This window comes from Nonomuraea sp. NPDC048826 (assembly GCF_043198225.1).
Classification (GTDB): domain Bacteria; phylum Actinomycetota; class Actinomycetes; order Streptosporangiales; family Streptosporangiaceae; genus Nonomuraea.
Genome location: NZ_JBICUQ010000001.1, coordinates 735,770 through 749,374, shown reverse-complemented (window position 1 = coordinate 749,374; position 13,605 = coordinate 735,770). Strand labels below are relative to the sequence as shown.

The following is a 13,605-nucleotide window of genomic DNA, read 5'->3' as shown; positions in this document are numbered from 1 at the left end:
ACCTACCTCCGCCGGGGGCGGGCGTCACGGTCGCGTGGGTCGTCATCGGGCGCCTGCCAGGGCCGGGGTCCGCTGGAGGGGTTCGGGCTCTTCCACGGGCTCGCGCCTGCCGGGGGCGGCCAGCACCACGACGGCCAGGACCAGCGCGCCCTGCGCCCACAGCCACGGGACGTACAGGAAATGGGCGGGCGGCGGCTGCGCGGGAGTCACCGGCTCGGCCACCCGCCACAGCCCGCCGGCGTCGGACAGGCTCATCCGCTGCAGCGACGGCTGCGAGTCCAGCGTCTCGGCCAGCGCGGGCGGCACCGGCGCCGCCACCGCGACCATGGCCACGCCGTTCTGGGCGAGGGTGGCGGCGTCGGTGCCGCCGCGCCCGCCGGCGAGGCCCTCGGCGGCGGCGCGGATCCGGACGCGGGCCTCGGAGGTCACGGGCACGTCGGCCTCGCCCAGCAGCGGGGCACGGCCGCGCAGCACGGTGAACTCCGATCCCCTGATGAGCAGGGTCCGCCCGCCGTCGCGCGAGTGGACGGCGGCCAGCGCGGGCAGCGGGTCGGGCGCGTCGGACCGGAGCGGGCCGCGTACCCCTTGGACGATCCAGAGACCGGCGGCGAGCAGCGGCGTGCCGAACGCCACGACGGCGACCAGCCCGGCCGCCATCCGGCGCGGCCCGCCCGCGGCCCGCAGCGAGGCGAAGCTCCCGGCGCTCAGGCCCGCGAGGACGAGCAGCGCGGCGGCGGCCAGCGCCAGCGGCACACCGGGCCAGGCGGGCGCGCCGGAGACCTCGACCCGGGCGACCACGAGCGCCACCAGCACGCCGAACAGCGCCACCGCCCATCCCGCCGCCACAGCCCGCCGGCGGCCGCGCACGACCAGGGCGGCCAGCCCGGCGGCGACCAGCCCGCCGGTCACCCAGAACGGCGGCGCGCCGGGCCCGCCGGGGTTGAGCGCCAGCAGGAACTCCGGCGCGAGCCGGGCGTCGCTCAGCTCCGGCCCGTGCAGCCCTGCCTCCAGCAGGAACCGGCCCGGTGCCGACGCCAGGTCCACCAGCCACGGCAGCAGCAGCACGACCGGCACGGCCAGCGCGATACCGGTAGAGATCACGACACCGGGCCGGCGCCCGCGCAGCAGCCACGCCGCCGCCAGGCCCAGCACGGCGGCCAGCGCGTAGACGAGCGGCACGAACGCGGTCCCCACGGCCAGCAGCAGGCCGAGTCCCCAGGCCGCGCGGCGCGACCGCCGGTGGTCGCCGAACAGCAGATGCCCGCCGAGCACGGCGTAGGCCGGCAGCAGCACGAACACCACCGCCGTCCCCAGCCGACCGGCCGCGACGGCTCCCGTCGCGACGGGCAGCAACGCGTACGTGGCCGCGATCCACACCCGCACCGCGACCCCGACCCCGGCCGGACCGGCACCCTCGGAGACCCCGGAGACCCCGGCACCGTCGACCGTGGATCGGGACGTGGTCGTGGAGGCGGACGTCGCCGGGACGGCGCTCCCGCGTCCGCGTCTGCCCGCCCGTCGCCGTCTCCCCTTCTCCCGCGGACCCGGCTCGACGGGGCTCGCTGAGCCGGGTGAGAAGAGGTCCTGGGCCGGGGCGACGTCCGACGGCGACCTCCCACCACGGGCGGGGCGGCGGGCGGAGAGCATCGGCAGGCGGCGGGTGGCCAGGTACGCCGACGCGCCGGCCAGCGGCACCGAGCCGAGCAGCAGCACCGACACCACCGCCCACGTCTGCCCGAACGCGAGCGTGGACAGGGCCGCGACCACCGCCGTGTACGGCGGCGCCCAGCCGGAGGAGCCGTCGGTGTAGAAGGCCCACAGGCCGGCCGCGTCCCCGGTCACCGGGACGAGCGCGCCGCCCCCGAGCCGGGCGCCGCCCAGCAGCGACCGTTCGGCCACCAGCGTGACCAGGGTGAGCGCCAGCACGAGCAGCACCCCGGGCCGGCCGAGGAAACGCTTGACCGCGCCCCGGTCCTCGGGGAGCTCCTCGGGCTCCTCCGGGTTCTCCGGGGCGGCGTGGTGGTGCCGGCCCGCGGACTCGACCGGCCGGTCGCCGCTCAGGAAGCCGCGCGTCATGTCGACGAGCCGCCGCAGCCCGGCGCCCCGGGGCGTGAGCAGCGGCCGGACCCTGGCGAACCCCTTCTTGCGCCCCGCCCGCCTGGCCCGCCGCGCCCGCAGCAGCCGCAGCGGGTGGACCAGGATGGACCCGAACGCGACCAACTCGTCCAGCGCGTTCGCCGGCTGCTTGCCCACCAGGAAGAGCAGGGTGCGGACGAACGAGCCGACCACGTTCCTGACCAGCGCCCACAGCAGGGTGCGGAACGGCAGGTTCGCCATGACCACGAAGATCGCGTTGCGCCGGTCCAGGCGGCGCGGGTGGTCGCCGCTGACCGTGATGCGCCGCCGCCTGCGGGCGGCCGCCTCGGCGTGCCAGGCGACGGCGTCGGTGACGACCAGCACCCGGTGGCCGGCGTTGCGTACCCGCCAGCACAGGTCGAGGTCGTCGCGGAAGAGCGGGAAGAACGGGTCGAGCCCGCCGGCCGCCTCCCACACGTCACGGCGGATCAGCATCCCGGCAGTGGACACCGACAGCACCTCGCGGGTGCCGTCGTGCTGCCCCTGGTCGAACTCGCGCGGCTCCAGCCCGGTGTCCCTGCGGCCGGTGAGCCCCACGGTCACGCCGATCTCCAGCAGCCGGCGGCGGTCGATCCAGTCGCGCAGCTTCGGGCCCAGCACGGTGGCCTTGCGGTCCTGGTCGGCGGCGTGCAGCAATGCCTCCAGCGCCCGCCGGTCGGCGGCGCAGTCGTCGTGCAGCAGCCAGATCCACTCGTTCTCGCCGACGGCGGGGGCGGCGCGCAGCGCGTCGGCCACGGCCTCGCCGAAGGAGGCCGACCGGGGCAGCTTGCGCACGTTTCCCGGGCCGAGCGCCTGGGCCAGCAGGTCGGCCGAACCGTCACGGCTGCCGTTGTCGACGCCGATCACGCGGTCCGGGCGCCGGCTCTGTCCGAGCAGGCCGCGCAGGGTCTCCCCGAGCCAGCGCGCACCGTCGTGGGAGACGACGACCACGGTGACGTAGGGACGAGTCATCAGGCTCCAAGGGGCGGATGATCAGGCGCGCTTACCCTACCGGTGGAACCGGGTCATCCACACAAAAAAGGGGTCACACGGGAACTCCCGCGTGACCCCTTCGCACATATCGCTAAACGGCCTGGCGCTTGATCCTTCTGCGCTCCCGCTCGGACAGCCCACCCCAGATGCCGAAGCGTTCGTCGTGTTCGAGTGCGTATTCCAAGCACTCGGCACGCACCTCACACGATCGGCACACCTTCTTGGCTTCTCTGGTGGAGCCGCCCTTTTCCGGGAAGAACGCCTCTGGATCAGTCTGCGCGCAGAGCGCGCGTTCCTGCCAGCCCAGTTCTTCAGCGTCAAGCTGATCCTGTGCGATGACCAGATCGGTCACTGCACACCTCCCTGCCGCCCGCCCGCAATGGAGCCCCCCATGGAACGCCTTCCTTATTACCCACCCACTGGAAGGCGTAACAACATGGTTGTAATTACACGCGTGTGCCGTACGCGACGTCAAGCGGCATGCCGGTATCCGGGGAAAGACCTGCTCTCGCCCCGGTCCAGCGTCGCGTGTGGGGTTCGCGCCCGGTTCACGCCGTTCTGCTGCACGGCGTGGGCGGGTGTGTTCAACGCTGTCAGCGGTCGGAACCGTATCAGGGCGGGATAGAGCTCCGCCCTTCAGCCACCTCTTCTCTAGCAGTACTTTGCGGACCCGTTACCTGCGCGGCTCGTTGGGGGTGTATATGGCCGTCGGGTCGATCGGGTCGATCGGGTCGTCACCCCGGTAGCTGTTCGGGTCGAGCCTGACCGTCGAGTCGCCCGGCTGCTCGCCGCTCCAGCCGCCGCCGGGCGCCTGGTGGGTCGGCTGGTACGGGTTCTGCTGCGGAGCCTGCTGACCGTGCTGCGGCTGCGCCTGAGGCTGGGGGGCGGGCTGCTGCGGGTGGCCGAACGGGTCGTCGTACGGCCTGGGCTGGCCGGAGTAGTCGGGCACCCGCAGGTCAGGCTGGGTGCCGATGCCGGACTGGTAGGTCTCGGCCTGCTGGTAGGCGTCGAGCAGCTGCTGCGAGCGCGGGTCCACGGGCGCGTCGGGCTCCTGGGCGGCCGCCCCGAACTCGTGACCGGAGTATCCCGTGAACGGCTGGCCGCCCTGGGTCTGCTGGTCGAACGCCGGCGGCTGGTCGTAGTAGGGCTGCCGGCCCTGCTCGGGCTGCGGGTAGGAGACGCTGGGCGAGGTCTCGCCCGAGGAGTAGGGCTGGGCGAACCCGCCGGCCTGGCCCGCCTGGGGCTGGCTGTCCTGTGAGGTGTATGGGCCGTACACCTCGGGCTGACTGTCCTGTGAGGTGTACGAGCCGTACACGTTGGGCTGGCTGTCGGCCGGGGCGTACGGGTTCGGCTGGCCGTAGGCGTTCGGCTGGCTGTCCGCGGGGACGTACGGGGCGGGCTGGTACTCCTGCGGCTGGTACCCGGCGTCCGGCGCGGTCTCACCGGAGGTGTAGGCGGGCTGCTGGGCCTGGGAGGCGTAGGGGTCCTGGGCGGGAGCGGGCGGCGCGTAGGCGTCCTGGCCCGGCGGCACGTACTGCTCCTGCGCCTGGACCGGCGGGGTGTAGGCGTCCTGGGCAGGCGGGGCATACGGGTCCTGCGCGGGAGGCGCGTACGCATCCTGGGCAGGCGGGGCGTACGAATCCTGGACCGGTGGGGCGTAGGCGTCCTGCGCGGGCGGGACGTACGCGTCCTGGGCGGGAGCCTGGACGGGCGCCGCGAACGGCGGCTGCGCGGGCTGGGCGTACTGCTCCTGGGCCGGAGGCGCGTAGGGGTCCTGGGCCGGAGGGGCCGGAGGCGCGTACGCGCCCGGGGCGGGCGCCGCGAACTGCTCGGCCGGCCCCTGGGCGGCCGGGGCGTAGGGATCCTGGGCCGGGGGCTGCTGGGGGAAGCCCTGGTCGTAGGGACCGGCCTGCTGCTCCTGGCTCGGCTCGCGGTCCGCCGGGGCGGCCGGGAGCGCGGCCCTCGGCTGCTGGGCGGGCTGCTGGTGCTGGACGGGCTGGGGCTGGGCGGCCTGCGGGTGCTGGGACGCGGGCTGCGGCTGGTAGGCGTCCTGTCCCTGCGGGGCCTGCCCCTGCTGGGCGAACCCGGGCACGCCCTGGGACGGCGGCTGCGCGCCGTACTCCTGGGACGGAGGCTGGGGCGCGTACCCCGGAGCGGGCTGGCCCTGCGACGGCGGCTGCTGGCCGTGACCCGGCTGCCCGAACCCGGGCTGCTGGCCGTACCCAGGCTGCTGACCGAAGCCCTGCGGGCCGTAACCCTGCGGGGGCGGGAAGCCCTGCGGAGGCGGGAAGCCCTGCGGGTAGCCCTGGGCGGGCCGGCGCTCGGGCAGCACCTGCGGCAGCAGGTAGACCAGGGCGATGGCGGTCAGCGCCAGCGTGGGCGCGTTGCCGAGCACGAACTCCACGGTGGAGCGGGCGCCCAGGTCCGCGAACAGGCCCAGGAGCAGCGTCAGCGCCCCGAACAGGGTTGCCAGCGCCAGGAAGGCGGCCGACCCGTACGTCACGATCTTCGCCTGGGGCGAGGGCTCGCCGACCTTGGTGAGCAGCAGCACCGCCCCGAGCAGCAGCGCGGTCAAGACAGGGCTGGTCAGGCTGCCGGAGTACATGGCGGCGCGCTCGGCGAACGTCGAGCTTCCCGACGAGCCGATCAGGAGCCGGCCGACCGCGACGAGGACGTCGAGGCCGCCGGCCGCCAGCATGATCCAGGCAGCCGGCTCTCTCAGCCGGGTGACGTCAAGTTTGTTCACAACTACCCCCATCAGACCCTTTAGCCCGATGGGGAGTTTGCCATATCGCCGCAACGACCGCTCAGGCCACAGGTCGCGCGTTGGTCTCAATACGCGCCCTTTGCGCCGTTGTCCACTGATCCAAAGACGGGGCAAAACGGCACAGTGGAAGCACGGTGGAAGACTGGCCGCATGCACATCGTGTCCCTGGCGGGCGGCATCGGCGGGGCCCGCTTCCTGCGCGGGCTGCGCGCGACCGCCCCCGACGACCAGATCACCGTGATCGGCAACACCGGTGACGACATCACGCTCTTCGGCCTGCGGGTCTGCCCCGATCTCGACACCGTCATGTACACCCTGGGCGGCGGCATCGACGAGGAGCAGGGCTGGGGCCGGGCTGACGAGACCCACACGGTCAAGGAGGAGCTGGCCGCGTACGGGGTCGAGCCGCAGTGGTTCGGGCTGGGCGACCGCGACTTCGCCACCCACATCGTGCGCTCGCAGATGCTGGAGGCCGGCTACCCGCTCTCCCAGATCACCCAGGCGCTCTGCACCCGCTGGCAGCCCGGGGTCCGGCTGCTGCCGATGAGCGACGACCGGTGCGAGACGCACGTGATCATCTCCGACGAGCGGGGCAGGCGCGCGGTCCACTTCCAGGAGTGGTGGGTCCGGATGCGCGCGTCGGTCCCGGCGGAGTCGTTCGCGCTGGTCGGCGTCGACGCGGCCAAGCCCGCACCGGGCGTGCTGGAGGCGATCGGCGACGCCGACGTGGTCATCCTGCCGCCGTCCAACCCCGTGGTCAGCATCGGGACGATCCTCCAGGTCCCGGGTATCCGCGAGGCGCTGCTGGCCAAGACCGTGGTGGGCGTCTCGCCCATCATCGGCGGTGCCCCGGTGCGCGGCATGGCCGACGCCTGCCTGACGGCGATCGGGGTGGAGACCAGCGCCCAGGCGGTGCTGGAGCTGTACGGTGCGGAGCTGGTCGACGGCTGGCTGGTGGCGCCCGAGGACTCCGGGGTGGCCCTGGACGGCGTCCGGGTGGCGGCCCGTCCCCTTCTCATGACCGACCAGGACGCGGCGGCCGCCATCGCCCGCGCCGCCCTCGACCTCGCACAGGAGCTCTCCCGATGACCCCTGACCCCACCCGGGCCGCCGCCGAGCGCCTGGAGGTGTTCGGCGTGCCCGGCCTCGGCGAGGTGCGCCCCGGCGACGACATCGCCGCGCTGCTGGCCGGCGCCGACGTGCGCGACGGCGACATCCTCGTGGTCACCTCGAAGATCGTGAGCAAGGCGGAAGGGCGCGTCCGCGAGGCCCCCGACCGGGCCAAGGCCATCGAGGACGAGACCGTCCGGGTGGTCGCCAGGCGCGGCGACACGGTGATCGCGCAGACCCGGCACGGCTTCGTCATGGCCGCCGCCGGGGTCGACGCGTCCAACACCGCCGCCGGCACCGTCCTGCTGCTGCCCGAGGACCCCGACGCCTCGGCGCGGCGGATCAGGGCCGGTCTGGGCCGCCGCGTCGGCGTGATCGTCTCCGACACCTTCGGCCGGCCGTGGCGTCACGGGCTGACCGACGTGGCCGTCGGCGCGGCCGGGGTCGTCCCGCTGGCCGACTTCAGGGGCGGCGCCGACACCCACGGCAACCCGCTCAACGCCACCGTGACGGCCCTGGCGGACGAGATCGCCGCCGCCGGCGAGCTGGTCAAGGGCAAGCTCGACGGGGTCCCGGTGGCGATCGTGCGCGGGCTGTCCCACCTGGTGACCGACGACGACGGTCCCGGGGCCCGGCCGCTGGTGCGCCCCGCCGACGAGGACATGTTCCGGTACGGGTCGCGCGAGGTGGTGTTCGCCCGCCGGACCATCAGGGAGTTCGCCGACCGGCCGGTCGACCCGCAGGCGGTGCGGCGGGCGGTGGCGGCGGGCATCGCCGCGCCCGCGCCGCACCACACGACGCCGTGGCGGTTCGTGCTGGTGGAGTCGGCGGAGACTCGGGTGCGGTTGCTGGACGCCATGCGCGAGGCGTGGATCGCCGACCTGCGCGGCGACGGGTTCACCGAGGAGTCGATCGCCAAGCGGGTCAGGCGCGGCGACGTGCTGCGGAACGCCCCCTACCTGGTGGTCCCCTGTCTCGTGATGGAGGGCTCGCACACGTACCGCGACGAGCGGCGCAACGCGGCGGAGCGGGAGATGTTCGTGGTGGCGACGGGCGCGGGCGTGCAGAACTTCCTCGTCCAGCTCGCGGTCGAGGGGCTGGGCTCGGCGTGGGTGTCGTCGACCATGTTCTGCCGCCCGGTGGTGCGGGAGGTGCTGGAGCTGCCGGAGACGTGGGACCCGATGGGCTGCGTCGCGGTCGGCCACGCCGCCGCCCCGCCGCGCGACCGCGCGCCGCGTGACGCCGCCGATTTCACTCTCGTACGGTGACCCGCCGGGCGGGACGGTCGCGTACCTCTCATTGACTGCACCTTTTCATGAAAAGTCACGAATCGGTTCACTGTTAGGAAACTTTCCTTTACATTTGGGCGCACCCCCAAGGTAAAGGAGCCCATCCATGCGAAGGTTGCTCACGGTCCTGTCGGTGGCGGCGACCGCCGCCGCCACCACGGTGGTCTCGGCCACCCCCGCCCTGGCCCACGGGTACGTCAACTCACCGCCCAGCCGCCAGGCGCTCTGCGCCCAGGGCCGGGTCTCCGGCTGCGGCGACATCGTCTACGAGCCGCAGAGCGTCGAAGGCCCCAAGGGCCAGCGCAACTGCCACGGCGGCGTCGCCCGGTTCGCCCAGCTCAGCGACGAGAGCAAGGCCTGGCCCGCGACCTCGGTCGGCAGCACGGTCACGTTCTCCTGGACGCTCACCGCCCGCCACGCCACCAGCACCTGGGAGTACTACATCGGCTCCAACCGGGTCGCCTCGTTCAACGACGGCGGCCGCCAGCCCGCGGCCCAGGTCAACCACGTCGTGAACCTGGCCGGCTACAGCGGCAGGCAGAAGGTGCTCGCCGTCTGGAACGTCGCCGACACCACCAACGCCTTCTACGCCTGCATCGACCTGCAGATCGGCGGCGGCGGCAACCCGAACCCCACGCCCACCCCGACCCCCACGCCGACCCCCACTAGGACCCCGACCCCGACGCCCACCCCCACCTCGAACCCGGGCGGCACCTGGAAGGCCGGCACCACGTACGCGGTCGGCTCCACCGTGACCTACGGCGGCGCCACCTACCGCTGCATCCAGGCCCACACGGCGCTCACCGGCTGGGAGCCGCCGAACGTGCCCGCCCTCTGGCAGCGCGTCTGACGTACCGATGACAGGAAGGGGGCGCTCCGCACGGCGCTCCCTTCCGTGCTCCCTTCCGCGCTCCCTTACGTGCCCGCTTCCGTCATGCTGTCGGCTTGCAGGTGGGATGGCACAGGCGGCGGGCCAGGGCGGCGAGGAAGACGTCGATGATCTCGCCGGGCTGCTGGGCCACGTGCAGCGAGCCGTTGGTGGCGCCGGTGATCGCCGCCAGGCCGTCGCGATCCACGCCGTCGCCGAACGCGATGACGATGATCTGCACCGGCCGGTCCGGGTCCCACTCGGCGCGCAGCCGCTCCAGCAGGGCCGGCAACTTGATGCCGCGGCCGTCGTCCTTGCCCGCGGTGATCACCAGGAGCGAGTTGTTCATCTCCTCGCGGTACTCGGCGCCGACCTTGCGGAAGCCGCGGAGTATCGCGTCGTACAGCACGCTGTCGCGGTCAGGGTCGGCCGACATCGTGGTGGTGAGCCGGTTGAGCTCCCCCCGCCGGACGAGCTGGCCCGAGTCCGGCTCGTTGATCGGCCCGAGGCCCACCCGCTCGCGGTAGTCCTGGAGGCCGCCGACCCGGTGCGCGAACTCCCACAGCCCCATGTGCGTGGACTCGGGGAAGAGCTGCAGCCCGATCCTGGCCGCCTCCAGCGCGACGCCGGCCTTGGTGGTGCCCTTCAGCTTCTGCGCCATGTGCTTGGAGGTGTCGGTCAGCACCAGGATGTTCGTCGGCGGGGCCAGCCTGCTCCAGGCCCGCAACGCCTCGTCGATGTCCTCCGGCGACACCGACGGCCGCACCTTCGGCGTCGCCTGCGGGATCTCCGGACCGGGCGAGATCGGCCCCTGGGTGCCGTCACCCGAGCGGAACCCGGCCCGGCGCACGATGTCCTGGGCCTCGGCGCCGCCCAGCCAGGCGGCGAAGGTCTCGGACGCCTCGGCCACGTCGGGGTCGGTGGCGGTCACCACGTACGGGTAGTCGAGCGTGATCGTGCCCTCGCGCGGGTGCAGCGCGACCACCGGGTCGTCCGACGGGGTGCGGTTGTGGGTCCACACCGACTGCTCGGGCACGATGACCACCGGCCGCCGCCAGAACGTGCGGTCGTCCACCGCGGTCAGCATGCTGCGGTAGTCCGGCGCCGACCCGGCCTGCGCCCACCGGACGAACGCGGTCAGCGCCTTGTCGGCGTCCGGCCCCGTACCGACCACGTCGCGGGCGGCGGCGACGGTGGCGATGCCGGCGCCCGCCAGCGACGGGTCGGGCACGCGGACCACGTCGGGCTCGTTCTCGTTGGGCGCGAGCCGGCCCCGGACGGTGGCCGGGAACACCATCCGCCAGTTCATCTCCGTCTTGCCGATGGCGAACCGCTCGGCCAGCGACGAACGGGTGGCGAACACCAGCGGCGAGGTCGCCACCACGGTCTCGCCGCCCGGCAGCGCGCCCGCGCCCTGGTTGCGCGCCAGCCGGATCCAGGCGGACGAGTCGGCCACCCACCCGTCGGGCCGCTCGCGCAGCACGCCCACCCGGTCGCCGATGAGCGTGCGTAACACCGTGGCCGGCGGCTGCTCGGTCACCTGGACGAGCACGCACCGGCCGCCGGCCGTGGTCTTGGTCTCGTTGAAGCGCCCGGCCGCCTCCATGACCGCCGGCGCCACATCCACCGCTGCCGCCACAGAGACCAGAACAGGCTCTCGCGTCGCGCACAGCGCCGTGCCGCCACCGAACGCCACGACGATCGCGGCCGTGACCACGGCCACGACGGTCGCGCCTGCCAGCATTCCGCGTCGCAGCGCCCTGCTCCGCCTCTGCTGGGGAGATAGTGCGGCGCGGTGTCGGCCCAAACGCACGGTGAACCTCTCTCCGAAGGGGTTGCCGATTCTCCCAGTGCCTCCCAGGGCGGACGCAAGTCTAACTAGAACTGGTTACATCTAGGCCAGCGGAAGCACCCGCCGCACGCTCTGGCACACGCCGTCGCTGGCCGCGGAGGCGGCCAGCCGCTCCGCGCTGGGCACGCCGTACTCGGTGGTGCGCTGACGGACCGGCCGCCCGGTGACCTCCGCCATGGCGCGCAGCTCGCTGATGGTCTTGTACGAGCCGTTCTCCGAGCCGGCCATCCGGCTGATCGTCTCCTCCATGAGCGTGCCGCCCAGGTCGTTCACGCCCCCCTGGAGCACCTGGCGGCACAGGTCGTCCTGGAGCTTGACCCAGGAGCACTGGATGTTGCGGATCGCGCCGTGCAGCAGGATCCTGGCCAGCGCGTGCACCGCCCGGTTCTCCCGCGCGGTGGGGCCCGGCCTGGCCACGCCCGCCAGATAGATGGGCGCGCTGGTGTGCACGAACGGCAGCAGCACGAACTCCGAGAAGCCGCCCGTCTCCTCCTGCAGCCGCCGGATCAGCTTGATGTGCCGCACCCAGTGGAGATGGTTGTCCACGTGCCCGTACATCATCGTGGCCGTGGTCGGGATGCCCACCCGGTGCGCGGTGGTGATCACCTCGACCCACTCGGCGGCGGGCAACTTGCCCTTGGTGAGCACCCAGCGGACGTCGTCGTCGAGGATCTCGGCGGCCGTCCCGGGGAGCGAGTCCACCCCGGCCTCGCGGGCCCCCCGCAGCCACTCCTCGATCGACAGGTCCATCCGGCTGGCGCCGTTGATGACCTCCATCGGCGAGAAGGCGTGCACGTGCATGCCGGGCACGCGTGCCTTGACCGCCCTGGCGATGTCGAAGTAGGCGCTCCCGGGCAGGTCGGGGTGGATGCCGCCCTGCATGCACACCTCGGTGGCGCCCGCCTGCCACGCCTCCTCCGCCCGGTCGGCCACCTGGTCCAGGCTGAGCGTGTACGCGTCGGCGTCCGTCCGGCGCTGGGCGAACGCGCAGAACCGGCAGCCGGTGTAGCAGACGTTGGTGAAGTTGATGTTCCTGTTGACCACGTACGTCACGTCGTCGCCGGCCGCCTCCGCGCGCAGGTCGTCGGCGATGCGGGCCAGTTCCTCCAGCGCCTCGCCGTCGGCTGACAGCAGCGCCAACGCCTCCTCGTCGGTCAGCCCCGCCGGGTCGCTCGCCGCCTTGCTCAGCGCCTGCTTGATCTCCGCGGGCGTCCCCCCGCCGCCTGTCGCGGCGGGCAGCCGGTCGCGCAGCGCCTCCCAGTCGCCGTACACGTGGTCGAAGTCGTCCCGCCGGTCGCCGGTGCGGCCCACGGTGTCCACCTCGACGTGCAGGTCCACCCGTCCACCCGGGGCGAAGCCCCCGTCGGGCTCCTGCCAGGGCCGCCCCACGAGGATCGCGCCCTCCCGGGCCAGCCCGGTCTCCGGCTCGGCCAGCGCGGCCACGTGCGCCGCCAGCCGCGGGTCCAGCCACGGCTCGCCCGCCAGGAGGTACTCGGGGTAGATGGTCAGCCTCTCGCGAAGCCGGAACCCCGCCTGCGCGGTACGGGCCGCCAGCTCGTCGATCTGCGGCCACGGCCGTTCCGGGTTCACGTGGTCCGGGGTGACCGGGGACACGCCGCCCCAGTCGTCGATCCCGGCCCGGATCATGAGCGCGTACTCGGCGTCGACCAGGTTCGGCGGGGCCTGGACGCGGGCCTTGGGGCCGAGCACGAGCCGGGTGACGGCGATGGTGGCGGCCAGCTCCTCCAGGTCGGCGTCCGGCAGGCCGCGCATCGCGGTGTCGGGCTTGGCGCGGAAGTTCTGCACGATGACTTCCTGGACGCCGCCGTACTCGCGGGCCACCCGCCGGATCGCGAAGATCGACTCGGCCCGGTCCTCGACCGTCTCGCCGATGCCGATCAGGATGCCGGTGGTGAACGGCACGTTGCTGCGCCCCGCGTCCTCCAGCACCCGCAGCCGCACCGCCGGGTCCTTGTCCGGCGACCCGTAGTGCGGCTGCCCCTTCTCCTCGAACAGCCGCCGCGAGGTCGTCTCCAGCATCATGCCCATGGACGGCGCCACCGGCTTGAGCCGCTGCAGGTCGCGCCAGCCCAGCACGCCCGGGTTGAGGTGCGGCAGCAGCCCGGTCTCCTCCAGCACCCTGATCGCCATCGCGCGCACGTACGACAGCGTGTCGTCGTAGCCGTGCGCGTCGAGCCACTCGCGGGCCTGGTGCCACCGGTCCTCCGGCCGGTCGCCCAGGGTGAAGAGCGCCTCCTTGCAACCCAGCGCGGCGCCCTGGCGGGCGATCTCCAGCACCTCGTCGGGGGACAAGAACGGCGCCGCCAGCTTGTGCGGGGCAGTGGCGAACGTGCAATAGCCACAGCGATCCCGGCACAACCGGGTCAAAGGGATGAACACCTTACGGCTGTAGGTGATGATTCCGGTGCGGCCGACGGCCTCGAGCCCCGCGTCCCGCACCCGGGAGGCGTGCCCGAGCAGGGTGTCGAGGTGCTCGCCCCGTGCGTGCAACAGCACGGTGGCCTCGGTGCGGTCGAGCGTCTTGCCGTCACGGGCGCGGGCGAGAGCGCGGCGCATGGCCGAATCACTGGCAACGGTCATAGACAGACAC

The 13,605-nt window shown here is 73.4% G+C and carries 8 protein-coding genes; 3 read left to right on the top strand and 5 right to left on the bottom strand.

What is annotated here, in order from left to right:
* Positions 1 to 42: 42 nt before the first annotated feature.
* The 3 genes from ACGFI7_RS03795 to ACGFI7_RS03785 form a co-directional block, all read right to left on the bottom strand.
* Complete coding sequence (locus tag ACGFI7_RS03795) at positions 43 to 3,087, bottom strand: glycosyltransferase family 2 protein (RefSeq protein ID WP_393398701.1); 3,045 nt, start codon at positions 3,085 to 3,087, stop codon at positions 43 to 45.
* 112 nt (positions 3,088 to 3,199) lie between these two features.
* The gene (locus ACGFI7_RS03790) at positions 3,200 to 3,460 is read right to left on the bottom strand and encodes a WhiB family transcriptional regulator (RefSeq protein ID WP_049564653.1); all 261 of its coding nucleotides are present in this window, start codon (positions 3,458 to 3,460) and stop codon (positions 3,200 to 3,202) included.
* Positions 3,461 to 3,781: 321 nt separating this feature from the next.
* Complete coding sequence (locus tag ACGFI7_RS03785; protein ID WP_393398698.1) at positions 3,782 to 5,854, bottom strand: hypothetical protein; 2,073 nt, start codon at positions 5,852 to 5,854, stop codon at positions 3,782 to 3,784.
* A gap of 171 nt (positions 5,855 to 6,025) precedes the next feature.
* Between ACGFI7_RS03785 and cofD the strand changes: the two genes are divergently transcribed.
* From cofD to ACGFI7_RS03770, 3 genes are all read left to right on the top strand, one after another.
* Positions 6,026 to 6,964 carry a 2-phospho-L-lactate transferase gene (gene cofD, locus ACGFI7_RS03780; protein ID WP_393398696.1) on the top strand — a complete coding sequence of 313 codons (939 nt, stop codon included), beginning with the start codon at positions 6,026 to 6,028 and terminating at the stop codon, positions 6,962 to 6,964.
* Complete coding sequence (locus ACGFI7_RS03775; RefSeq protein ID WP_393398694.1) at positions 6,961 to 8,253, top strand: coenzyme F420-0:L-glutamate ligase; 1,293 nt, start codon at positions 6,961 to 6,963, stop codon at positions 8,251 to 8,253. The genes cofD and ACGFI7_RS03775 overlap by 4 nt, the downstream gene beginning before the upstream one ends.
* A gap of 127 nt (positions 8,254 to 8,380) precedes the next feature.
* Entirely contained in the window at positions 8,381 to 9,124 is a 744-nt protein-coding gene (locus ACGFI7_RS03770) for a lytic polysaccharide monooxygenase (protein WP_393398692.1), read from the top strand.
* 82 nt (positions 9,125 to 9,206) lie between these two features.
* On the opposite strand, the gene ACGFI7_RS03765 is transcribed toward ACGFI7_RS03770, so the two are convergent.
* Together ACGFI7_RS03765 and ACGFI7_RS03760 are read right to left on the bottom strand one after the other, a co-directional pair.
* Positions 9,207 to 10,886 (bottom strand): substrate-binding and VWA domain-containing protein, encoded by a 1,680-nt coding sequence (locus ACGFI7_RS03765; RefSeq protein WP_393398690.1) that lies wholly within the window; start codon positions 10,884 to 10,886, stop codon positions 9,207 to 9,209.
* Positions 10,887 to 11,036: 150 nt separating this feature from the next.
* Positions 11,037 to 13,595 carry a bifunctional FO biosynthesis protein CofGH gene (locus ACGFI7_RS03760; RefSeq protein ID WP_393398688.1) on the bottom strand — a complete coding sequence of 853 codons (2,559 nt, stop codon included), beginning with the start codon at positions 13,593 to 13,595 and terminating at the stop codon, positions 11,037 to 11,039.
* Between the last annotated feature and the right edge of the window lie 10 nt (positions 13,596 to 13,605).

Bases quoted from the DNA above. Each gene is read 5' to 3' on its own strand.
- ACGFI7_RS03775 (WP_393398694.1), top strand. From the start codon at position 6,961: ATGACCCCTGACCCCACCCGGGCCGCCGCCGAGCGCCTGGAGGTGTTC.
- ACGFI7_RS03765 (WP_393398690.1), bottom strand. From the start codon at position 10,886: ATGCTGGCAGGCGCGACCGTCGTGGCCGTGGTCACGGCCGCGATCGTC.
- ACGFI7_RS03795 (WP_393398701.1), bottom strand. From the start codon at position 3,087: ATGACTCGTCCCTACGTCACCGTGGTCGTCGTCTCCCACGACGGTGCG.
- ACGFI7_RS03760 (WP_393398688.1), bottom strand. From the start codon at position 13,595: ATGACCGTTGCCAGTGATTCGGCCATGCGCCGCGCTCTCGCCCGCGCC.
- ACGFI7_RS03770 (WP_393398692.1), top strand. From the start codon at position 8,381: ATGCGAAGGTTGCTCACGGTCCTGTCGGTGGCGGCGACCGCCGCCGCC.
- cofD (WP_393398696.1), top strand. From the start codon at position 6,026: ATGCACATCGTGTCCCTGGCGGGCGGCATCGGCGGGGCCCGCTTCCTG.